We start from the raw sequence: 22,383 nt of genomic DNA, 5'->3' as shown, positions 1-22,383 counted from the left end.
GGACAACAAGAGGCTGTAGCATGGGTCACATGAAAGAGTTGCGCATCGAGGCCAATGGAAACCTCGGACCGATCGATTCCTCCCGTATTCCGCGCTACGCCGGGGCAGCCACTTTCGCCCGGCTGCCCAGGCTGGACCAAGTGGCCCGGGCCGACGTCGCGGTGGTCGGAGTCCCGTTCGACACCGGGGTGTCCTACCGGCCGGGCGCCCGGTTCGGCGCCAACCATGTTCGCGAATCATCGCGCTTGCTCCGGCCGTACAACCCGGCGCAGGACCTCTCGCCGTTCGAGCTGGCCCAAGTCGCCGATGCCGGCGACATGGCAGTCAATCCGTTCAACATCAATGAGGCGATCGAAGAGATCCAGCAGAACGCGCTGGATCTGACCGCGCCGGACGCCGACGGCCGCAGCGCCAAGCTGCTCACCCTCGGCGGTGACCACACGATTGCGCTGCCCCTGTTGCGTGCCGCTTCCGAGCGGGCCGGCGCTCCAGTCGCCCTGTTGCACTTCGATGCGCATCTGGACACCTGGGACACCTATTTCGGTGCCGAATACACCCACGGGACGCCGTTCCGCCGCGCGGTGGAAGAGGGCATTCTGGATACCGAGGCGATCAGCCACGTGGGTACCAGGGGCCCGTTGTACGGCAAAAAGGACCTCGAAGAGGACCAGCGCTTCGGCTTCGGCATCGTCACTTCCTCCGACGTCTTCCGGCAGGGCGTGGACGAGGTGGTGCACAAACTGCGGGACCGGATCGGCGACCGCCCCTTGTACGTCTCGATCGACATCGATGTGCTGGACCCGGCGCACGCGCCCGGCACCGGGACCCCGGAAGCGGGCGGCATCACGAGCCGCGAGTTGCTCGAAATCCTGCGCGGCCTGCGCGGGATGAACCTGATCGGCGCCGACGTCGTCGAAGTCGCCCCGGCCTACGATCACGCCGAAATAACCGGTGTCGCGGCCTCGCATGTGGCCTATGACCTGGTGAGCCTGCTCGCCGACGGCGTGAGCCGGGACAACGCACGGATGGAGGGCAAGCGATGAGCGATGCACGGGCGGAAAACGTAACGCGCGACGTGCGCAACGGCGGTGATCTGGTCGTGGAGACGCTGCATGCGCTGGGTGCCAAAACGGTATTCGGCATTCCGGGCCAGCATGCGCTGGGACTCTTCGACGCGTTGAGCCGGTCCGAACTCGAGTTCGTCTCCTCCCGGGTGGAGAACAACTCCGCCTTCGCGGCGGACGGTTATGCCCGCGCGACCAACGAGGTCGGGGTGCTCTTCCTTTCCACCGGCCCCGGCGCGTTGACCTCGCTGGCCGGCCTGCAGGAGGCCTATGCCACCGGGGTGCCGATGGTGGTGGTCGCCTCGCAGATCCCCCTGGACGGACTGGGCGCCCGGCGCAAGGGCATGTTGCACCAGCTCGATGACCAGAAGGCCTCGGCCGCCAATGTGACCAAAAGCCAGCGGCTGATCCAGCATGCTTCCGGCATCCCCAGCGCGATCCAAGATGCCTGGACCGAGGCGGTGTCTTCGCCGCAGGGGCCGGTGTGGATCGAAATCCCGCAAAACGTGCTGCTCGATCCGGTGGTGGTGCCCCAGGTGGAGGACGCCTTGGCCGAACCCTTCGACAATCCGCCGCGGGTGGAGCTGGTGCGTGAGGCAGTCAAGTGGCTCACCGCCTCGGAGCGCCCGGTGATCGTGGCCGGCGGTGGGACCCGTCGCGGCCATGCCGAATCCTGGCTGCTCTCGATCGCGGAGAAGCTCGGCGCCCCCGTGGTGGCTTCGCCCGGCGGGAATGGCGCGTTCCCCTGGACGCACCCGCTGTCCCTGCAGTCCTGGGTCGAAGACCGGTATGTCACCGAAGTTCTCGAGGACGCCGATGTGCTGTTAGTGGTGGGTTCATCCTTGGGCGAGGTGACCAGCAACTACTTCACCCTGGACCCGCGCGGCCGGATCATCCAGATCGACGCCGAACCGCGGGTGCTCGAATCGAACCGGCCGGCTTTGGGCATCCGCGCCGACGCCGGTCAGGCACTCCAAGCGATCGATGCCGCGCTGACCGCGGAGGTGCTCGCCGGGCATCGGGCCGACTGGCGCGGGCAGTCGCCGGAAGACCTGGTGGCTGCGGTCTTGGCCAAGGTCGCCGCACGGTTGGACGGGCAGGACTTGGCCAAGGAGCGGCAGTTCATGGCCGACATCCGGGCGGCGGTCCCGGACCGGATGCAGACGTTCTGGGACATGACGATCGCGGCCTACTGGGGCTGGAGCTGTTGGGACGCCCGTAGCGGGCAGTTCCATTCCGCGCAGGGTGCCGGCGGCCTGGGGTACGGTTTTCCGGCCGCGATCGGCGGAGCGGTGGGCTTGAAGCAACGCGTCCTGGCGGTTTCCGGCGACGGTTCCTCGATGTATTCGATCGCCGAGTTGGCCACCGCGAAGCAGCACAACGTGCCGGTCACCTGGTTGATCGTCGACGACGGCGGCTACGGCATCCTGCGCGAGTACATGGAGGGTGCCTTCGGCAAGGCGACGCACACCGAGCTGGCCCGGCCGGACTTCGTGGCGCTCGCCGAAGCCTTCGGCGTGCCGGCGCAACGGGTCGCCCCGGAGGGCGTCAAGACCGCGCTCGAGGCGGGCTTCGCGGCGGACGGTCCGAACGTCGTGGTGGTGGAGACGCTGCTGAAGATGTTCGCCCCGACGCACCTGTAGGCCTGCCAAGCCGGCCGGAATGAGTTCCGGACGAAAGCTCAATGATTGATTTTGATCTTTATGGATATGATTCCTTCAGATAACGTCGAATCGTTGAGAGGAAACCCGGCATGGGCCTCAGCAGTGCCTTGACCATCCGGACCGAGTCTGTTTCGAGCGCGCAACTCGGTCCGGAGAACCCGCTGGCCAATATCGGCAAGCCCCTGGAGGCCCCGTACCAGATCAGCGGGGATGTGCCAGCCGAGATCATCGCCAACTCGACCTACGGGCATCCGGCGACACTGCACCCGTACCGGCTGCAGGACCGGTTCTCCAGAATTCAGGAAACCGTCGAGATGCCGGTGGTGATCCTGGAGAACTCGCAATTGCGCGCGAAGTTCCTGCCGGCCCTGGGCGGCCGGCTCTGGGAGCTGTTCGACAAGAACACTGGCAAGCATCTGCTGCACACCCCGGGGCAGATCCAATTTGGTAATCTGGCGCTGCGCAATGCCTGGTTCGCGGGCGGCATCGAGTGGAACATCGGAACCCGTGGGCACTCGCCCGGCACCTGCGCCCCGTTGCACAGTGCCGTGGTCGATCTGCCGGACAGCGGGCAGGCATTGCGGATGTGGGAATTCGAACGGCTCCGCAACGTGGTCTTCCAGATCGATGCCTGGCTGCCGGCGGATTCACCGGTGCTCAAAGTCGCGATCCGGATCAGCAATCCGAACGAGCACGAGGTGCCGATCTACTGGTGGTCCAACGCCGCAGTGCCGCAAACCGAACACACCCGGGTGATCGCACCGGCGTCGAGCGCCTTCGCCAGCGATTACGAGAACGGGATCAAGCGGCGGAGCCCGCAGGAGCTGGACGGCGTCGATTGCACCTGGCCGGAACGGAACCGGCATGCGGCCGACTACTTCTTCGACCTGGCGCCACAGCAACGCCGCTGGATCGCGGCCGCCGATGCCGACGGCGATGGGCTGGCGATGCTCTCCACCGAGCGGTTGCGCGGCCGAAAGCTCTTCGTCTGGGGCGAGGGCGACGGTGGCCGGCGCTGGCAGGAATGGCTCAGCCCGGACGGCGGGAAATACGCCGAGATCCAGGCCGGCCTGGCGCAGACCCAATTCGAGAACCTGCCGCTCGCCGCGGGGGAATCCTGGGCGTGGCTCGAATGCTACGGCAATGCCCGGCTGACGCCCGGGCTCGCCCGGGCGTCCTGGCCGCAGGCCATCGAGCACGCCGGGCAGCGGGTCGAGCAATTGCTCCCCGCAGCCCGGCTGGAAAGTGATTTCACGGCATGGTCGCAGTGGGCCGATGCCGAGCCGCGGGCGGCATTCCACTCCGGTTCCGGCTGGGGGGCCTTGGAGTCGCGCCGCCGGACGGCGCAGGGCCAGGCGCCTTGGGCGTATCCGGGCACGCCGTTCGGTGCCGAAACGCTGGGCCTGCCGCAAAAGCCCTGGCTGGAGCTCCTGGCTACCGGGAACTTCGCCGGTGCCGATAATTTCGTCGCGGGTTCCGATTGGTCGCGGGCACTGGGTCTGGCCGCTGGGAACCAAGGCCAGATCGCGTTCCATCTGGGCACGCTTGCGCAGGCCGAGGGCCGGCTCGCCGAGGCGGTCGCGGGGTACCGCCGTTGCCTCGAAGCGGCTCCGGACGATGCCGGGCTGCAAGCCGCTGCGCTGCGCGGCTTGGCCCTGGTCGAAAACGACCCGCAACGCTACCTGCAGGCCTGTGCGCTGGCTCCGGGGAATCGTGCCCTGGTGGTCGAGGCAGCCTCGGCATTGCTGGCCGATGGTCTGGCCGAGTCGGCCAGCCAGGTCTTGGCGGGGTTCTCCGCGGTGGCCGGGGCCGAGGCGGCGGCCGACGGCCGGGTCGAGTTCTTGCGGATTCAAGCCTTGGCGGCGCTCGGCCGTACCGCCGAAGCCGCCGCGGCGCTGCAAGCCGGAATCACGGTCGCCGACTTGCGTGAAGGGGAGAATTCGCTGGCCGGGCTGTGGCAGCGGCTTTTCCCGGGGACGGAAATTCCGCAGGCCTACCAATTCGGCATGGCCGACTGAGCCGGCCCGGACTCGCAACGCGCACCACTCCTGCGCCCGTCCAATCAGCGGGTTCAGTGGGCTCAGACGTCCCTGCCCACCGAACAGGTCAATTGGACGGGCGTGGGTCGACCCGGCCGGGGGAATAACCTGCCGACGCGGTGCGTTGCAGCGATCATAGATGCAAACGCATAGAAAGTAGGTCGGCATGGAACGCGTCATCATGGTCATTTCGGCGGGACTGGGCGTGCCTTCTTCCAGCCGGATGCTGGCTGACCAACTTGCTGCTGCGACCGCGAAACAGATTCCCGGGGGAGCCGATCCCGTCCGTTTCGAGACGGTCGAGCTGCGCGACTTCGCGGTGGACATCGCGAACAACTTCGTCACCGGCTATGCCGCACCCGGCTTGCAGAAACTCATCGACCGCGTCCAACGGGCGGCCGGCCTGATCGTGGTGACCCCGGTCTTCTCCGGGTCGTTCAGCGGTCTGTTCAAATCTTTCTTCGACCTGATCGATCCGAAGTCCCTGGACGGCATCCCGGTGCTGCTGGCGGCCTCGGGGGGCTCGGCCCGGCATTCGCTGGTGATCGATTTCGCGATGCGGCCGCTGTTCAGCTACCTGCGGACCCGGATCATGCCGACCGGCGTCTATGCCTCGCCGGAGGACTGGGGCGTCGAGGATCCCACGCAAACCCCGCTTTCCTCGCGGATCAGCCAAGCCGCCGGTGAATTGGCCGCTGCGCTGGACGGGAACAGCGTCCGACGGGATGCCGCGGCTCGCTTGGAATCGCTGCCGTTCGAGCAGCTTTTGGCCAACATCACGCCGCGGGGCTGAACGCCCGGAAGGGTGCCGGAAAAGTTTTTTCCTCCGGCTGCGTGACGATTGGGCTCCGGGATACGACTTAGTTGTGAACGGGTCGAACGGCCCAGGTTCAAAGGCTTCAGGCCAGAGAAAGGAGTGTCATGCGGAACCTGATTATTTTCATAGGTGGGGCAGCACTCGCGGCATACATCTTCGGGCGGCGCACTGGTCGCATCATGACGAAGACCACATCAACAGACCAAGGTAGCGTGAGCAAATAATGGGTTTCTTCAGTTTCTTGATTCTCGGCCTGATCGCCGGTGCGATCGCCAAGTTCATCCTTCCGGGCAAGCAGGGCGGCGGCTGGATCGCCACGCTGATCCTCGGCGTCGTCGGTGCTATGCTCGGCGGCTGGCTCGGCGGGCTGATCTTCAACGTTTCGTTGACCAACTTCTGGTCGTTCTCCAGCTGGATCCTGGCGATCGTCGGCTCGATCATCGTGCTGCTGGTTTACGGAATGATCACCGGCCGCAAGGGCGCCAAAGCGTAGTACCGGTTTCCGGGAGGTCCCTCTTCCGGAAATGCACGACGGCGGCCCGGCACCTTGTTCGCAAAAGGTGCCGGGCCGCCGTCGTGCATTTCCCAGGTCAGCGCGGTTTGCGGTCGAAGAGCAAAGCGAGTCCGATGGCGAGCAGCCAGATGTCTTTGGCCATGGCCGTGCCCTGCGCCGTCGGCCGGAAGCCGTCGGCCTGCGTCATCCCCGGCGTTTTCAGATAGGTGTACACCAGCGAGCCGGCGAAGCCAGTCAGCGCCAAGCCGACGAGCCTGCTGGGCAGGAACGGCAGAAGCAGGGCACTGCCCAAGCCGATCTCGCCGTAGCTGAGGTATTGGCCGAATTTTTCCGGCGCAATGTCGTTCAGCTGCGGAAAGGCGTTCAGCGCCATTTGCTGCAGGCCCGCGGCGTGTTCCGTTTCGAGGCCGAGCTTCCCGATGCCCGAATTGAGGATGAACGCACCGCTGGCCAGCCGAAGCGCCACGTGGCCGAGTCTGATTCCCATGGGATTCCTTTCGAGGGTCTTTCCTCGAACCTAGTGCCTGCTTCCGGTAAAGACCAGAGCCGGTTTACTGCAGCACACCGTCGTAGTCGGGCAGCTTGTAGGTCTTCTCCGCGTATCCGCCGTCCAAATCGGTCTGCCGGTTGCCGGTGTTGGCGATGATCGTGTAGCCGCGGTCTTCGATGTCCTGGCGGCTCGCGGTTTTGAACTGCTGCACCGGATACCGTTCGCCCGACTGGTGGTAGATCTCGAAAACCGGGTATCCGACCTTGCTGAGCGCCTGTTTCGTCGAGGTGTTGCTGGTGCGGTCTCCGTCATAGAGCCGGTTGCTGACGAAGAACACCTTGACGCCCAGGGAATCGGCTTTCTTCGCCAGCGCCAGGGAGGAACCGATCGCCGGGATATTCGATTTGTCCTTGGCGAAATCCGTGGCCAGCGAGGTGTCGTCGATGTCGAAAACCACGGCGAGCTTTTCACCGGAAGCTTTGTTAGCCACCCGGTTCTGCACGTAGTCGAGTGAACCGTCAAGGGCGTCGTCTACGTCCGCAAGCCAATCCGCGGGGCGGATGCCTTTGTAGTCCTGCATGCCGGCCGTGGAACTGGCCGCCTGTGCCGTCGGGGCCAAGGGCAGGGAGGCTGCCCCCAGACCCAGCGCCAGTCCTGCGGCAAAAAGTGCCGTGCCGAATTTTCGCGGATTCGGGTTGTTGCGCATGTGTTTCTCCAGTGGTGTTGGTGTCGGCCGGCACAGGCGATGTCGCTGGCCGGGGCAGGGCGGATCGCCCGAAGCGTTCGGGAGATCCGGAAATTCGTTGCGGCGGAGCTGCCGTTGCCGGGTTCAGGCCAACTGGCGCTGCTTGGACCGGTGCTCGACGATCACTGCCTGGTAATGATCGGTCAGCTGCCCGCATACCGCACTCCAGGTCCGGCCCTGCACCGTGTGGTGCGCTGCCTTCGCGAAAGCGGAACGTTTGGCGTCGTCGCCGATCAGGTCCATGACGTGATTGCGCAGTCCCGCCAGGTCGCCCGGGGTGTACAGCCAGCCGGTACGCGAATTGTCCACCAGATCCAGTGGGCCGCCGCGACCGGTGGCGACCACTGGAACCCCGGAGGCCATCGCCTCCTGGATGGTCTGGCAGAAGGTTTCGAACTCTCCGGGATGGACGAACAGATCGAAGTCGGCCACGGCGTGGGCCAGATCTTCGCCGCCCATGAAGCCGGTGAAAAAGGCGTTCGGAAGCTGTTGCTCCAGTTGCCCGCGCAACGGGCCTTCACCGACGATCACGAGTTGCGTGCCGGGGATGTCCGCAATTGCGGCCAGGTCGGCGACCTGCTTTTCCGCAGCCAGTCGGCCGACGTAGCCGATGATCTTCTTGGTTTGGGCGCCGGCACGGGCGCGCAGTTCGCCGTTGCGTTTTTGCGGGCTGAACCGTGCCGTGTCCACGCCGCGGCGCCACAGGTGGATCCGGGGGATGCCGTGGCCGCGGAGCTGGTTGACCGCGAAGCTCGACGGCGCCAACGTCCGGGTGGCCAGCAGATGGATGTTCTCCACCCGGTTCCAGGCCCAATTCTCCAGGAACGGCACGCCGTACCGCCCGGCATATGAGGGCACCTCGGTCTGGTAGACCGCCACGGTGGGCAGATTCAGCAAGGCCGCGGCCCGGGCGGCCCGCCAGCCGAGTTCGAACGGCGAGGCCAGATGCACCACATCGGGTTGGAAGTCACTCAGGATGCGTTTGATCCGATTGACCCAGCCGAAGGCGACCCGGAGATTCGTATAACCGGCCAGCGGCAGCGAAGGCACCCGGTGCACCGGGAAGCCTTCGACTTCGTCGGGCGCTTGCGGATCGGTGCTGGAAGGGGCGACGATCAGGGCGTCATCGCCTTGGCTGCGCAGATGCTGCAGGACCTTTAGGACGGAGTGCGTGACCCCGTTCATGTTCGGCAGGAATGACTCGGCGATAAGTACGATCCTCACGCCTCAATGCTCGCTAGCAAGCCTGGCGATTTGCCCGATAACGGGTTTCGTGTCGGAAAAACTTGGGTGAACAGGAAGTATTGCGGATCAGGGCCGGTCGAAGCGGACGCCTCGCGGATTGCTGGGCAGCACCGAGAAGACGAACCCCGCGATCCGGCCGAGGAAAGGGACCAGGTTGAGCAGGATCAGCCAACCGGAGAAGTTCGCATCGTGGAACCGCCGCACGCCCAGGGCGAGGGCCGGGACCAGATGCAGCAGCCAGAAGACGATGAAAAGCACCAGGGCGAAAATCTGCGCCGGCCCCGGGGCCGGCAGTTCAGCAGCCGCCGCCGTGCCGCCGAGCATCCGGTCCGCGAGATTGTTCGATGCCGCTTCTTCCCAGTTGAGATAAAACGGCAGCAGCAAGAGCAAACTCGGCAGGCCCAGGTACAACTGCACCCACCAATATTCGCTGCGCGAGGAGCGGCCTTTGAAATCCGAGTACCTGCGATAGAACCGTTTGACCGCGATGGCCAGGCTGGCCTCCGGGAAGGGCTGGCTGCGCCAATCGGTTTCCGGCTGCCAAGGGGCGTCGACGGGCTGGACCATGCGGTTCCTCCATCGAGTATATTAAAGCTCCGCTCAGAGGTTACTGGATCGGCCCGGGCAGCGCCAGGGTTGCTGAGAACTTGTTCGCGTGCGGCGAGGCCCAAAGACCATTCGGACTCCGCGTGGCACGATGGATGACGATGAAACTGACAACGGGCCAGAGCGGCCGACGCGGCATTCCGATGCCCTTGTGGCTGCAAGGTGCCTTCGAGTCGGTGCAGCTGGCGGTGATCACCGCGGTATTGATCCTGGTGCCGATCGGCGCGGTCTTCTTCACCGGCGGCTTCGGCAATCCGCCGGCGGACGAGATCGCCAGACTCGCCGGCCAGGCCTGGCTGCTGGTGCACGGCGTCCCGCTGAACGTCTCGATGGTCACCGGAGCCTCATCCGCACAGGGCCAAGCCGGCGTGCTCAGCCTGGTGCCGTTGGGCCTGACCCTGATCCCGTTCTTCCTGGCTTGGCGGGCCGGCCGCCGGCTGGCCCGGGCGTCCTACACGGATCAGCTTTGGCAGGCATTGCTCGGCGCAATCCTGGTCTATGCCGCACTGGGCCTGGCCACCGGGTACGTCTGCCGCACCTCGAGCGCCATGGCCAGCCTGCCGGCTGCCGCACTCGTGCCGCTGATCCCAGTGACTCTGGGCCTGGTCATCGGGGCGCGTCGCGAGGCAGGCACCTGGGGCACCTTGATCGGCGTCGATGCCGCAGCGCGGATGGCCGCTGCCAGCCAGATTTCCCGCTGGACCGGTTCCTACCTGTGGTCTGCAGCGCGGGCGGCCTTCCTCGCCGTCCTGGTTCTGCTGGGTCTTTCCGCGCTGCTCTTCGCGATCAATATCGCGGTGCATTGGGCGGACATCGCCGCGGTCTACCAGGGGCTCAAAGCCGGCCCGGTGGGCGGTGCCGTGCTCACGCTCGCGCAACTGGGCTACGTGCCGAATTTCACGGCTTGGACGATGGCCTGGTCTTCCGGATCGGGCTTTTCGCTCGGCGTCGGCTCCAGCGTGGGCCCGTTGGGCACCGCGGTGGCACCGGTTCCGGCGATCCCGATCCTGGCCGCGCTTCCGGTGGGCCAACTGAGTTGGGGTGTGCTTGCCATGGTGCTGCCGGTGCTCGCCGGAGCCGCCGCAGGCTGGTGGTTCCTGCGCGAAGGCGAAAACCATTTCGACGATTGGCTGGCAATCCGGATCCGGCAGCGCTGGCTCAGCGCGGGTCTGGGAACGGTGGCGCTCGCCGCCGTGATCGGCCTGGGTGCCGGAGTGCTCGGCGGTATCGCGGCATGGTTCGCGGCCGGTTCGGGGGGATTCGGCCGGCTCACCGAACTCGGCCCTGATCCGGTGCAGACCGCGCTCTGGATCAGTTGCGAGGTGGCCCTGGGGGTCTTGATCGGGCATACTGCCGGCCCCTGGCTCGAAGGCGCAAAAGCGCGACGCAGCGCGCGCGAAGAGTTCGACCCGTTCGCCGACCGGTAACCGGTCCGGCCGGCGGTGTCGCCTAGGATTCTCTGTATGCGCATTCTCGTCCTCGTCTCCGGAACCGGCTCCAATTTGCAAGCGGTGATCGACGCCGTCGAGGCCGGTGAGCTCGACATCGAGATCGTCGCGGTGGGCGCGGACCGTCCGGGCACCCAAGGCGTGGCGCGTTCGGCAGCGGCCGGAATCCCGACTTTCGTGGTGGATTTCAAGGCCTTCGCCCAGCGCGCCGACTGGGATGCCGCACTGCTGGCGGAAGTGCGCAGTTTCGAACCGGATCTCGTGGTGTCTTCGGGGTTCATGCGGATTGTCGGGCCGGATTTCATCGCGGCTTTCCCGCAACGGTACCTGAACACGCATCCGGCATTGCTGCCGGCTTTCCCCGGAGCACACGGCGTCCGGGATGCGCTGGCCTACGGGGTGAAGGTCACCGGCTGCACGGTGATGTACGCCGACGCCGGAATCGATACCGGTCCGATCATCGCGCAACGCGCGGTGACCGTGCTCGACGACGATACCGAGGCAAGCTTGCACGAACGGATCAAAGTCGCTGAACGCGAGGTGTTGATCGAGGTTTTGGCCGGGCTAGCCCGGTAGCACCGTGCGGTAGACGGTCTCGACGATCTCGCGGCAGGCCGGTTGAATCCCCGGGCCGGTGCGGCTCGGATGAATCTGGTTGGCCAGGAGCGCGATGCTGATCCCCTGGGTTTTGTCGATCAGCAGCGACGTCCCGGTGAACCCGCCGTGCCCGCGGGGCCGATCGGCAACCGCGCCCGAACTCGCCCGGGCGCCCATCCAGCTGCGCTGGCCGATCCGCAAGCCCAAGCCCTGGCCGAAGTCCGGTTGCTGCCGGTCCTCGCCCGGCAGCAGCGCCTCCGAGACTTGGGCCTGCCACATTTCGGCCGCAAGTCCGGCCGGGAGGATGCCTTCGAGCCCGGTCCGGAGTGCCTCGGCGAAGACCAGCAGGGCCGGTGCGGTGGCGAACATCCCGGCGTTTCCGGAGAGCCCGCCCAGGGACCATGCGGCTTCGTCGTGCACGCTGCCCCGGATCATGCCCCGGCCCAGATCCGGCCGGAATTCGGTGGCCGCACAATGGCCGGATTCTGGGCACCCGGTGATCCCGGTGGTCGGCAGATGGTCCAGCACCCGGTCCTGCACCAGCGCCGCCCACGGCACGCCGGATCGGGCCTCGCAGAGTGCCATCACGGTGTTGTAGCCGATGCAGGAATACTCGAACCGGCTGCCCGGCGCAGCGAGCAGACCGGTGTCCAGCAGATCGGCCAGAAGCTCGCCCCGGTGGAAACCGCGCCCGGACCCGAAACTGCTGCGCCAGCCGCTCCATTCGGCCGGCAGGCCCGAGGTGTGCGTGAGCAGATGCCGGAGGTTCACCTCGGCCTTGTCCGCATCGCGGTATTGCGGAAGATGCTCGCCGACCGGCTCGTCGAGCGCGAGCGAGCCGTCGGCAACCAGGCTCAACGCCGTGATCGCAGTGAACAGCTTCGTGATCGAGGCCAAGTCGTAGAAGGTTTCCGGGGTGGCGGGCACCTGGTCGCCAGCAGGCAGCTCGGTGCCCTGGTCGCCGAAGCGCAAGGCGGCCCCGACTGCCACCGGTTCCTGGGCCTCGCCGGCGATGGCCGCGGCATAGACCGCGGAAGCCGTGGCACCCGCGGACACCGCATCGCGGAGGACGGATCCGACGTGCGCGGGCACATCGATCCGCTCAGACGCTCGGTTCATCCGATGGTCCTTCCGGGATGGGCCGGAACCACGCTGAGCAGCTTCCGGGTGTATTCGTGCTGCGGTTCGAGCAGCACCGACTCGACTGGACCCGCCTCCACGATCCGGCCTCGGTACATGACTACCACGCGGTCGGCGATATTCCAGGCTAAACCCAGGTCGTGGGTGATCACCAAAGCACCGAGGCCGAATTCGCAGCGCAGCCGGAGCAGCAACGCGAGGATTTCGGCGCGGACCGAGGCGTCCAAGCTGGCCACCGGCTCATCGGCGATCAGGAACTCGGGGTCCAGGGCCAAGGCCCCGGCAATCACCACGCGCTGGCGCTGTCCACCGGACAGCTCTTGCGGAATCGCCCGCAGATACCGCTCGGCCGGGTACAGCTCGGCTTTGCGCAAAGCTTCGGCGACCAACTCGGATTCATCGCCGGGCAGCCGGTGCAACCTGATCCCTTCGGCGACGGCTTCGTAAACCGAGTGTCTCGGATTGAGTGCCGCCATCGGGTCCTGGAGCACGAATTGCACGGATTTCCGGTAAGCCTTGAGTGCTTTGCGGCTTCGGTCCAACGGCACGCCCTTGACCAGCACTTGGCCGCTGCTGGGCTGCTGCAAGCCCAACAGGGTACGGGCCAGGGTGGTCTTCCCCGAGCCGGATTGGCCCACCAAGGCCACTATTTCGCCGGGCCGGCAATCCAGGTCGACCCGGTCCACGGCTTTGACCGGCCCCTTGCGGGACCGGAAAACCACGGAGATCGCTTTTGCCTGCAGGGTTGGCGGCCCGCTCGCTGCGGCTGCCGGCGCCGCCGCCGGAGCCCGGTAGCCCGGCAAGCGGCGTCGCGAGGCGGGGTCGCCGATGGTCGGGAACGCCGAGGCGAGTGCCTGGGTGTGCGGATGCTGAGGGTTCCCGATCACGTCGGCGGACGGGCCCGATTCGACGATTCTGCCTTCGTGCATCACCACGATGCGTTCGCAGGTCGCGGCCAGAATCGAAAGGTCGTGGCTGATCATGATCAGCGCGAGATTGCGGGATTCCACCAAGCTGCCGAGCAGCGCCAGCACTTGGCTTTGGACCACCACGTCCAAGGCCGTGGTTGGCTCGTCGGCGATGATCAGTTCCGGATCGCAAGCCAGAGCCATCGCGATCATCACGCGTTGCTTCTGCCCACCGGAGAGCTCATGTGGAAAAGCGTCGGCCTGGTCGGGGTCCAGATCCACCTGCTGCAGCAATTCGGCGACCCGCCGGTCGCGTTCTGCGCCGTCTCGGTAAACCGAAGTTCTGGCTTTCGCATGGACCAGCAGGGCTTCCGCAATCTGCTGCCGGACCCTGCGCACCGGGTTGAGCGAATGCATCGCGCCTTGGAAGACGATTGAAGCCTCGGTCCAACGGACTGCGCGCAGTCTGCCCCAGCTCATGCCCGCCACGTCTTCGCCGCCCAGTGAGACCGTCCCCTCGACCAGGGCATTCGGCGGCAGCAGTCGCAGCGCGGACATGGCCAGAGTCGACTTGCCGCACCCCGATTCGCCGGCCAGGCCGACGGTAGCGCCCGGAGGCACGGTGAGCGTGACGCCGTCCACGGCTTGGATCCGGCCGGGTCCGGATCCGGTCTGCACCCGGTAGCTGATCGAGACGTTGTCGAAGGTCAGGATGGGCATCGGGTCAGCGGCCTCTCAAAGCGGGGTTGACAACGGATTCCAAGGCCCGGCCGAGCAACGTGAAACAAAGCACGACGACGACGATCGCCACCCCGGGCGGCAAGACGAACCACCAGAAACCGGCGGTCGCGGCCCCGGTGTCAAGGGCGGACTTGAGCATCGAACCCCAGGAGACCGTGCCGGGATCGCCCAGGCCGAGGAAGGACAGGGTCGATTCGGCGATCACCGCCGAGCCGACGGTCAGGGTGGTGTTGGCCAAGACCAAGGGCAGCACCGCAGGAAGCACGTGTTTGCCGATCACGTGCAGGTGCGTGGCGCCCAATGCCCAACTCCGTTCGATATACGGGAGGGCTTCCACGGTCAGCGTCTGGGACCTGACCAGCCGGGCGGTTCCGGCCCACGAGGTCACGCCGATCGCCAGGATGATCACGAAGATCCCCGGGCCGACCACGACCGAGAGCACGATCGCCAGGACCAGCCCCGGGATCACCAGGAAGAAGTCGATGACCCGTAGGAACACCGCCTGGGCGAAGCCGCTGAAGTGCCCGGCGCACATGCCCATCACGGTGCCGATCAGCATGGAGAGCGCGGTGGCTGAAAGGCCGACCAGAAGCGAGCTCCGGGCACCCCACAACAACATCGCGAGCACGGAACGGCCGGCCGGGTCGGTGCCCAGTGGAAAGGCCCAACTGGGCGGCTGGTTCTGTGCCGCCGTGGCTTTGGTGACGTCGAGGTTTTCGGCCGGTACGATCAGCGGGGCCAGCAAAGCCAAGCCGATGATGACCAGCAGCACCAGCAATCCGGCCAGGCCGGAGCGGTGCGCCGCGAACCCGGACCAGAGTTCTTTGCCGCGTTGCAGTCGTCGGGCGGCGGCCAGTTTGGCGGCGCTGCCGGATCTCGGGGTGCCGGTCGCGTTCATCCGGTGCGCAGCCTCGGATCGAGCACCCGGTAAGCCAGCTCGGCGCAGAAATTCATCAAGATCACGATTCCGGAAAAGACCACGAACGTCCCCTGCAGCAAGGGCAGGTCCGGAGTGGAGAGCGCGGTGAAGGTGAGGTACCCCAGACCCGGCCAGGAGAACACGGTTTCCACGGTCACCGCTCCGCCGATCAATCCGCCCAAGGTCAGGAAGACCAGGGTCACCGTGGGCAGCAATGCATTCGGCACTGCGTGTTTGCGCCGAACCTCGGCTTCACGCAGGCCTTTGGCCCGGGCCGTGGTCAAGTAATCCGAACTCATCTCCTCGATCAACGAGGCCCGCATCACCATGAGGTACTGGGCGTACACGACGGCAACCATGGTGACCAACGGAAGCACCAGATGCCGGGCCACGTCGAACAGATAGCCGAACCCGGTGTCGTCGCTGCCCGCGGTGACCATTCCGCCGGTCGGGAACCAGCGCAGACCGCCGCCGAAGATCAAGAGCAGCAACAGGCCGACCCAGAAAGTGGGCACCGACCAGAACACCAGCGCCAACCCGGTCTGCCCGCGGTCGAAAGCACTGCCGCGGCGCCACGCCGCGCGTTGCCCCAACCAGAGGCCCAGCAACAAGGAGATCACGGCGGCGGAACCGGTGAGCAGCAGAGTCGGCCCCAGGCGTTCCAGGATCAAACTCCCGACCGGACGGTTGAACGTGTAGGAGAGTCCCAAGTCGCCCTGCAGCAAATCGGTGAGGTAGCGCCAGAACTGGGCCGGCAGGGGTTGGTCCAGGCCGTACTGCCGGCGCAGGAGCTCCAGTTGCTCGGCGCTCACCTGCCGGCCGGTGGACAGGGACCGCACCGGATCGCCGGGCAGCATCCGGAAGGCGAAGAAGCCCAGCAGCACCACCATGGCGAGCGAAATTGCCGCACCGCCGGCTTTGCGGCCGAGGTACTGCGGCCAGGACGCACCCTGGTGCCGGACCTCGGCCTCGGCGCCGAGCGTGCTGGCCTCGCTGCCGAGCGGAAGCGCCACAGGTTAGGCCCGGTCGTCCACCGAGGAGCGGCGGCTGCGGAACCAGAAGAAGCCGGCCAGCGCGAGCACTACGACGACGGCGGGGATCACCAACCACGCCCAGTTGAATCCAGCGGTTGCGCCCGCCGAGTCGACGGGCGTGGCGCTGTAGATGCCCCACGGGCCGTTCTGTTCGCTGATCACACCGTTCTGCGCCGGTTGGGTCACGAAGCCGCCGAAACGGTCCGAGCGGTATGCCTCGAGCATGTTGGGGTAGTAGATCACATTGTTGACCGCTGCATCGTAAATCAGTTTCTGCGCCTGCTGGACCAACGCGCTGCGCTTCTGCTGATCCAATTCCACGTGCTGCTGCTTGTAGAGTGCATCGAATTCCGGAAGGCAGAGCCCGTTTTCCGAGACTCCGCCGGTGCCGTCGGACTGCGTCGGCAAGGCCGAGCACTGGTTGATCGACAACTGGTAATCCGGGTCCGGGGCCATGCCCCAGCCGGTGAAGGCCAGATCGTAGTTCGCCGCCCCGAGATCGTCGTTGACCTGCAGATTCGCTTTCATCGACACGGTGAGTTCGATGCCGATGTCCTTGAGCCAGGGTTTGATGTAATCGGCCATCTGCTGCGCAGTGGCGTCGGTGCTGCGGCCGAGCAGGCGCAGCTGCAATGGCTTGCCGGTCTTGTCGAGGCGGATTCCGTCGGGACCCTTGGCGTAGCCGTTCTCGTCGAGGAGCTTGTTCGCCGCAGCGGGGTCGAACGACAAGCCCAGGCCTTGCGCGGGCAGGGCGTAATCCGGGTACGCGGCAGGCACTTCGCCGGTGCCGGGCTGACCGAGGCCCTGCAGGACTTTTTCCAGCAGCGTCTTGTTGTCCACGGCCATCACGATCGCTTTGCGAACGTTGAGGTCCTGCAACGCCGGATTGGTGTCGCCCATCAGTTCCCCGCTTTGGGTTTTGGTCCCCGGGTTGATGCCGAGTCCGACGTAACGGGTGCCCATCCCGGCGTTCGTGGTGATTCCGGCTTCCCCTTTGAGCGCTTCATACTGTGCCGGTGTCAGCCGGCTGACAATGTCGACTTCGCCGGTTTTCAAGGCCTGGACGGCAGCGTCGCCGGTCTTGTAGGGAACCCAGATGACGCCGTCGACCTTGGCTTTGCCCTGCCAGTAGTTGGGGTTGGCCTTCATGGTCACGCCGGCGGACTTGTCGTAGCTGCCGACCGTGAACGGGCCAGAACCGACGGAGTCTTTGTCATTGGCGAAAGTTGCCGGATCGGAGACCTTGGACCAGATGTGCTCCGGCAGGATCGGCAGCTGGGTCCCGGGGTTGGGTGCTTGCGCCGCGGTCAGCGTGATCACCAGAGTCTGCGGATCTTTCGCGACCACACCCGCCACGCTTTCCAGCAAAGTGCCATTGGCAGTTTTCAGGGCATCGTTGGCCTTGATCGCGTTGAAGGTCCAGGCTGCGTCGTTCGCGGTGATCGGTTCCCCATCGGACCATTTGCGCCCCTCGGGCAGGTTGAAGGTCCATACTTTGCCGTCGGGAGAGGTTTCCCATTTGTCCGCCATGCCGGGGACCGGGGTGTTGTCTTCAGGGCCGAACGCGACCAGGTTCTGGTACTGCAATGCGAGGACTTTGCTCGCGGAGGCGGTGATCGCGGTGAACGGATTGAGCGAGTCGATGTCGCCGGTCATCGCGATCTTGAGATTGTTCGGCGTGTCTGCGGCGATCGCCAGCGGGGCGGCCAGCGCCAAAGGCGCGGAAGCCAAGCCGACGCCTAGCAGTACTGCGGCAAAGCGCCGGGTGAAGCGAAGCGCGGCTCGATTCGGTGAATGCTGGCCAATCATCGGTCTAGCTGCCACAGGGTTCCCCTTTGGTGTTGTCGCTGGGTCGTTGTCGTCAGACATCGGCCCACGCTCCACCGCTGCGGCTGCTGCTCGTCCGCGCCGGAGGATCCGCTGATTGCCGGACGGTTTCGGGTGAACGGCGCAGCGATGGAGAGCGTGCCAGTCCCGATTATATATCCTTCGAACTGACGAAACGCCGGCGAGGCCGGCTGCGGGCTCAGGAATCCAGCAATGCGGCCTGGAGCCGGCCGTGGTGCCGGGACAGGAGTCCGTCGGCCTGCGCTGCATCCACCCCGGCCAGGACCATCAGAATCGCGGTTTTCACCGACCCCTGGGCGGCCTGCAGCGCGGCCTGCGCGGTTTCCGCCGGCGCGTCGGTGGCGAGCATCACCGTGCGTTCGCTGCGCGCCCGGAGTTTCGCATTGCTGGCTTGGAAATCGACCATCAAATTGCGGTACGTTTTGCCCAACCGCACCATGACGATGGTGCTGATCATGTTCAGCACCAGTTTTTGCGCGGTGCCGGCTTTCAGCCGGGTCGAACCGGCGAGGAACTCGGGGCCGAGTTCCACCTCGAGGGCCAGTTCGGCTGCGGCGCCCAGCGGCGAATCCGGGTTGCAAGCGAAGCCCACCGTGAAAGCTCCGGCTTCGGCAGCCTGGGCGATCGCGGCCAGCACATAGGGGGTTCGGCCGGAGGCCGAGATGCCGACCACTGAATCAGTCGGCTGCAGACCCAGGGCGGCGAGGTCGGCACGCCCGGCCTCCGCATCGTCTTCGGCGTTTTCCACGGCGTTGCGCAGCGCCGGTTCGCCGCCGGCCAGAAGGCCGCGTACCAGGCCCGGATCGGTGCCGAAGGTCGGCGGGCATTCGCTCGCGTCCAATACTCCGATCCGGCCGGGAGTGCCGGCGCCGACGTAGACCAACCGGCCGCCTTGGGCCATCCGGGCGGCTATTTCATCGATTGCGGCGGTGATCCGCGGCAATGCCACCGCGATCGCCGCGGGGACCTTCTGGTCTTCCCGGTTCATCGCCTGGACCAGGTCCAAGGTGCCCATGCCGTCCAGATCGGTGAGCTCCGGGTGGCTTTGTTCCGTGCTGAGGGCGCCCAGTTCGGTGCGCAGTTCGGCGGCTTGATCGGAAGGTTTCATCGGCTCGGCTTTCTGCAGATTGTGGTTTGGCGGTGCCGCGCCGCGGTGCTCCGCAGCGCGGTCAACGTTTGTCGATCGTGCTTTCCAAGCGGCTCTGCCTGCGCTGCAGCATGTCGAGCGCCAGTTCCGCGGGCAGACCGGTCAGCAGGATCAAGATCGCTGCCTTCGCGGAACCGCCGACCGAACCCAGGGTGAGTGCTGCGGTGAGCGCATCGACCCCGGTCGCGGCCATGACCACGTGCTCGTTGCGGGACGGCGACTGCGCGCTGCCGGTGTGCAGGTCCAGCGTCGCGGTACGTCCCGATCGGCCGGAGCAGGCCAGTGCCAGGGTCGCGATCAGGTTCACCAGAAGTTTCGCTGCGGTCTCGTTCGGGCCCCCGGCGTCGGCTGGAATCTCGATCGCGAGCGCGCCGGAGCGGTCCGCGGATTGCCGGACGGCCCGGGCATAATCGCAATCCTGGCCGGAGCCGAGGACCAGCACCGCGTCCCGTTGGTTCAGGTCGAGGGCCAACATGTCGGCGGCTCCGGCCAGGCTATCCCGGAGGCCTCCGGTCCGGCGCGCGGCCGCCGAGGGTCCGGCTCCGCCGGCGAATGCTTCGACCGGCGATTGGGTGGCGTCGGCGGTCAGCATGCCGATCCGGCCGGGTTGCTCGGCGGCTACGAGGAAGACCCGGCCCTGGTCGGCCAGCCGGCTGCCGAGCCGGCTGGCGGCCCGTTCGATCCGCTCGGCGGAACCCCAGGAGCCAAAGCAATCCTGATCGGGCCGGCGGTTCAGCAGGGCGACGATTTCCTCCGGGCGTGGATCGGAGAGGTCCACCCAGGGACGGCGGGCTGCGGCCTCGAGGAGCGGTTCCAGGCCGGTGGTCGCGTCGGCACGGGACTCTGCCATCGGATGACCTTTCGAGGGCATGCGGCTGCCCGGAGAACGAAGCGTGAAATTTTCTTACACAATCATACGGCAGGTTGTAAATATTAGAATTTACGGAATTGCCGGATGCTGCAACCAGCCGTCGGTTCCGGCGGTTCCGGGCATCCGGCAATCCGCCACGCTGCGGACACGCTACCCTGAACTGGGGGGAGAAAGGTCGAATATGTCAGATTTCCAGGCGCTGATCAGCTCCCATTTGAACGAACTCACGCCGGCCGCGCATCGGGTGGCTTCCGTGATCGTCGACGACTTGCGTGCGGCGGTCAATCTCACGATTTCCGAGCTGGCGGTCAAAGCCGGCACCTCCGAGCCCACCGTGTTGCGGTTTTGCCGGGTGCTCGGATTCCGCGGGTATCCCCAACTGCGGCTTGCTTTGGCGGCCGAAGTCGGCCGTAATGCCGGGGCCGAAGAAGGGCTCGGCTTGTCGGAGACCGCGCTGCGGGCCGAAGATTCTTTGGCCGACGTCGTGGCCAAAGTCCGGTTCAACGAAACCCGGGGCATCGACCAGACGCTGGCCGGCGTGGACCTGGCGAATCTGGACAAGATCGCCCGGGTGCTCGACGACGCCGCCAAAATCCACCTCTACGGTGTGGGCGCCGGTGATCTCGTGGCGCGGGACATGTATTACAAATTGTTCCGGATCGGCCGCAATGCCGCGGTGTACAGCAATCCGCACGATGCGTTGATGGCCGGTGCGCTGCTGGGCAAGCGGGACGTGGTGATGGCGTTTTCGCATAGTGGAACCACCGCTTTCACGCTCGATTTCGTCACTACAGCGCGGAAGCACGGGGCCCGTGCGGTGGTGCTGACCAATGCCCCGGGATCCCCGCTGGAGCTGGAAGCGGATTTCTCGATGCGCACCGAAGTGCGCGAATCGCCCTTCCGGTCCGGGGCGATGTCGTCGAGGCTGGCGCAGCTGGCGTTGATCGATTGCATTTTCATCGCGGTGGCCCAACGCCGTTACGATGCCACGGCGCGTGCGCTCGAACTCACCCGCGAAGTGGTGGCTCCGGCGCAGCGGCGCGATTTCTCGCTGTGAAGCCCGGCAGGGTGAAGCTCAGCGTGCGGTCAATCGGCGCACCGCGGCCTGGGCGCTGACCCGGGAGGACCCGAACGTGGTCAACGTCGGCACGGTCAAATCGGTACCGGCCAGCCCGGTGTTGAGGCAGATCAGTTCCGGGTTGGCGGCGGCCAGCCGGGCGAGCTCCCGACGCTGCTCCGGGTCCGCCTGCGAAATCTGCGCATCGATGATCACCAGATCCGGCGTGGCGTTCTGCTGTACGTCGAATTTCTCCGCGAAGGCGATGCTGAAATAGTCGAGGCTGCGTCCGACGGCCATATTGGGATTACGGCGCAGGTCTTTGATCGAGAGCCGGCCGGCGTCGAGCACCGAGTCGGGCAGCCTGGCCGACCCCTGACAGGCCCGGGCTGCTACTGCGACCCAGTCCGGACCGGCGGCGTCTGAGGCGGTCGGCTGCCGAGCCTGCAGCCGGGCGGTGAGCCCTTGGTTGCGCCGGTACGCTTCGGCGAGCCGTTCCCTGGGGATTTCGCCGCTTTCGACGGCGGCGAGCAAGGCATCCCGGATCTCCAGGTAGTCGGCCTCGTCGACCGTCCGGCCGGTCGGCTGGGCAACGCCGTCGCGCGGGTTGTCCGGATTCCCCACGCACAGCAAATCGGCGCCGGCCAGAATCGCCCGCACCGCGCCGCGGCCCGAGCCGATGGTCGCGCGGATCGCCGCCATGTCCAAAGCATCGGTGGCCAGGACGCCGTCGAACCCGGTATCGCGGAGCATCGCGAGCGCCTCGGGGTTGATCGTCGCGGGGGCGTCGCCGAGGTCGCTGAGCACGATGTGCGCGGTCATCACGGCCATGGCGCCGGCCTCGGCAGCGGCCTGGAAGGGCGGCAGGTGTTCGGAGACCAACCGGGCCAGATCCAAGTCCAGGACCGGCAGGCCCAGGTGCGAATCGGTGTGCGTGTCGCCGTGCCCCGGGAAGTGCTTGGCGCAGGCGGCGACGCCGGCGCTCTGGATGCCGCGGACCATCGCCGCGGTGTGCCTGGCCACCAGGTCGGTTTCGGAGCCGAAGGAGCGGACTCCGATCACCGGGTTCATCGGATTGGTGTTCACGTCCGCGACCGGGGCGATGGTGAGGTTGATCCCGTACTCCCGGCAGAGCCTGCCGATCCACGCGCCGGCGGCCGCGGTGAGCTCCGGGTCGTCGATCCGGCCCAGGACTGCGGCGCCGGGCAGCTCCGATCCGGTCTTGCTCTGCAGCCGGGTGACGTTGCCGCCTTCTTCGTCCACACCGATGATCGCGGCCGGGTTGAGCTCCCGGATCTGCTGCGACAGCCCGGTCAGTTGTGCTGCGGATTCGATGTTCTGCCGGAAGTAGACGACGCCGGCCAAGCCTTCACGCAACGCGGTGCGCAACCAGTCCGGCAAAGTTGCGCCCAGGAAGCCGGGCCAGATCACGCCGTTGACTTCGCGCAGCAGGTTCTCAGAGGTCATCCGCCGAACCTATGTTCCGGCC

At 66.3% G+C, this 22,383-nt stretch carries 20 protein-coding genes; 8 read left to right on the top strand and 12 right to left on the bottom strand.

The window, feature by feature from the left end:
• The first annotated feature begins 29 nt into the window (after nucleotides 1–29).
• The 5 genes from speB (at nucleotide 30) to JOE69_RS07075 (ending at nucleotide 6,077) form a co-directional block, all read left to right on the top strand.
• Nucleotides 30–1,043, top strand: coding sequence for an agmatinase (speB, locus tag JOE69_RS07095; RefSeq protein WP_309797300.1), 1,014 nt, complete (start codon nucleotides 30–32; stop codon nucleotides 1,041–1,043).
• Complete coding sequence (locus JOE69_RS07090) at nucleotides 1,040–2,707, top strand: thiamine pyrophosphate-binding protein (protein ID WP_309797298.1); 1,668 nt, start codon at nucleotides 1,040–1,042, stop codon at nucleotides 2,705–2,707. Before speB ends, JOE69_RS07090 begins: the two co-directional genes overlap by 4 nt.
• A gap of 110 nt (nucleotides 2,708–2,817) precedes the next feature.
• Nucleotides 2,818–4,746: a DUF5107 domain-containing protein gene (locus JOE69_RS07085; protein WP_309797296.1), complete on the top strand. Its 1,929-nt coding sequence runs from the start codon at nucleotides 2,818–2,820 to the stop codon at nucleotides 4,744–4,746.
• A 187-nt stretch (nucleotides 4,747–4,933) separates the two neighbouring features.
• A complete protein-coding gene (locus tag JOE69_RS07080) occupies nucleotides 4,934–5,560 on the top strand; it encodes an FMN reductase (protein ID WP_309797294.1) in 627 nt (208 codons plus the stop codon).
• A 247-nt stretch (nucleotides 5,561–5,807) separates the two neighbouring features.
• A complete protein-coding gene (locus tag JOE69_RS07075) occupies nucleotides 5,808–6,077 on the top strand; it encodes a GlsB/YeaQ/YmgE family stress response membrane protein (protein ID WP_296363776.1) in 270 nt (89 codons plus the stop codon).
• A 97-nt stretch (nucleotides 6,078–6,174) separates the two neighbouring features.
• Here JOE69_RS07075 and JOE69_RS07070 read toward each other — a convergent pair whose 3' ends face one another.
• The 4 genes from JOE69_RS07070 to JOE69_RS07055 all read right to left on the bottom strand — a co-directional run bounded on the left by JOE69_RS07070 (nucleotide 6,175) and on the right by JOE69_RS07055 (nucleotide 9,145).
• Nucleotides 6,175–6,585 carry a hypothetical protein gene (locus JOE69_RS07070; protein WP_296363777.1) on the bottom strand — a complete coding sequence of 137 codons (411 nt, stop codon included), beginning with the start codon at nucleotides 6,583–6,585 and terminating at the stop codon, nucleotides 6,175–6,177.
• A 64-nt stretch (nucleotides 6,586–6,649) separates the two neighbouring features.
• Nucleotides 6,650–7,294: an HAD family acid phosphatase gene (locus JOE69_RS07065; RefSeq protein WP_309797291.1), complete on the bottom strand. Its 645-nt coding sequence runs from the start codon at nucleotides 7,292–7,294 to the stop codon at nucleotides 6,650–6,652.
• A 123-nt stretch (nucleotides 7,295–7,417) separates the two neighbouring features.
• Nucleotides 7,418–8,557, bottom strand: a complete 1,140-nt coding sequence (locus JOE69_RS07060; protein WP_309797288.1) for a glycosyltransferase family 4 protein — start codon at nucleotides 8,555–8,557, stop codon at nucleotides 7,418–7,420.
• A gap of 87 nt (nucleotides 8,558–8,644) precedes the next feature.
• The gene (locus JOE69_RS07055; protein WP_309797286.1) at nucleotides 8,645–9,145 is read right to left on the bottom strand and encodes a DUF805 domain-containing protein; all 501 of its coding nucleotides are present in this window, start codon (nucleotides 9,143–9,145) and stop codon (nucleotides 8,645–8,647) included.
• 140 nt (nucleotides 9,146–9,285) lie between these two features.
• Here JOE69_RS07055 and JOE69_RS07050 point away from each other — a divergent pair, with 140 nt between their 5' ends.
• Both JOE69_RS07050 and purN read left to right on the top strand, forming a co-directional pair.
• A complete protein-coding gene (locus JOE69_RS07050) occupies nucleotides 9,286–10,611 on the top strand; it encodes a cell division protein PerM (RefSeq protein WP_309797284.1) in 1,326 nt (441 codons plus the stop codon).
• A 36-nt stretch (nucleotides 10,612–10,647) separates the two neighbouring features.
• Entirely contained in the window at nucleotides 10,648–11,208 is a 561-nt protein-coding gene (gene purN / locus JOE69_RS07045) for a phosphoribosylglycinamide formyltransferase (RefSeq protein WP_309797282.1), read from the top strand.
• Here the strand turns inward: purN and JOE69_RS07040 are convergent.
• From JOE69_RS07040 to JOE69_RS07010, 7 genes are all read right to left on the bottom strand, one after another.
• Nucleotides 11,197–12,348, bottom strand: coding sequence for a serine hydrolase domain-containing protein (locus JOE69_RS07040; protein ID WP_309797280.1), 1,152 nt, complete (start codon nucleotides 12,346–12,348; stop codon nucleotides 11,197–11,199). The two genes, purN and JOE69_RS07040, sit on opposite strands and share 12 nt — an antisense overlap.
• Nucleotides 12,345–13,997: a dipeptide ABC transporter ATP-binding protein gene (locus JOE69_RS07035; protein WP_309797278.1), complete on the bottom strand. Its 1,653-nt coding sequence runs from the start codon at nucleotides 13,995–13,997 to the stop codon at nucleotides 12,345–12,347. The genes JOE69_RS07040 and JOE69_RS07035 overlap by 4 nt, the downstream gene beginning before the upstream one ends.
• Nucleotides 13,998–14,001: 4 nt before the next feature.
• Entirely contained in the window at nucleotides 14,002–14,916 is a 915-nt protein-coding gene (locus JOE69_RS07030; RefSeq protein WP_296363785.1) for an ABC transporter permease, read from the bottom strand.
• On the bottom strand, nucleotides 14,913–15,950 hold the full coding sequence (locus tag JOE69_RS07025) for an ABC transporter permease (RefSeq protein WP_309797274.1): 1,038 nt from the start codon (nucleotides 15,948–15,950) through the stop codon (nucleotides 14,913–14,915). Before JOE69_RS07025 ends, JOE69_RS07030 begins: the two co-directional genes overlap by 4 nt.
• A 3-nt stretch (nucleotides 15,951–15,953) precedes the next feature.
• The gene (locus tag JOE69_RS07020) at nucleotides 15,954–17,795 is read right to left on the bottom strand and encodes an ABC transporter substrate-binding protein (RefSeq protein WP_309797272.1); all 1,842 of its coding nucleotides are present in this window, start codon (nucleotides 17,793–17,795) and stop codon (nucleotides 15,954–15,956) included.
• 202 nt (nucleotides 17,796–17,997) lie between these two features.
• On the bottom strand, nucleotides 17,998–18,927 hold the full coding sequence (gene murQ / locus JOE69_RS07015) for an N-acetylmuramic acid 6-phosphate etherase (protein ID WP_309797270.1): 930 nt from the start codon (nucleotides 18,925–18,927) through the stop codon (nucleotides 17,998–18,000).
• A gap of 61 nt (nucleotides 18,928–18,988) precedes the next feature.
• The gene (locus JOE69_RS07010) at nucleotides 18,989–19,816 is read right to left on the bottom strand and encodes an N-acetylmuramic acid 6-phosphate etherase family protein (RefSeq protein WP_309797268.1); all 828 of its coding nucleotides are present in this window, start codon (nucleotides 19,814–19,816) and stop codon (nucleotides 18,989–18,991) included.
• A gap of 202 nt (nucleotides 19,817–20,018) precedes the next feature.
• Between JOE69_RS07010 and JOE69_RS07005 the strand changes: the two genes are divergently transcribed.
• The gene (locus tag JOE69_RS07005; RefSeq protein WP_296363790.1) at nucleotides 20,019–20,894 is read left to right on the top strand and encodes a MurR/RpiR family transcriptional regulator; all 876 of its coding nucleotides are present in this window, start codon (nucleotides 20,019–20,021) and stop codon (nucleotides 20,892–20,894) included.
• 18 nt (nucleotides 20,895–20,912) lie between these two features.
• On the opposite strand, the gene JOE69_RS07000 is transcribed toward JOE69_RS07005, so the two are convergent.
• The gene (locus JOE69_RS07000) at nucleotides 20,913–22,361 is read right to left on the bottom strand and encodes a glycoside hydrolase family 3 protein (RefSeq protein ID WP_309797266.1); all 1,449 of its coding nucleotides are present in this window, start codon (nucleotides 22,359–22,361) and stop codon (nucleotides 20,913–20,915) included.
• Nucleotides 22,362–22,383: the final 22 nt, after the last annotated feature.

The sequence above is a fragment of the Arthrobacter russicus genome (assembly GCF_031454135.1).
GTDB classification, from domain to species: domain Bacteria; phylum Actinomycetota; class Actinomycetes; order Actinomycetales; family Micrococcaceae; genus Renibacterium; species Renibacterium russicum.
This window is presented reverse-complemented; position numbering and strand designations above follow the sequence as displayed.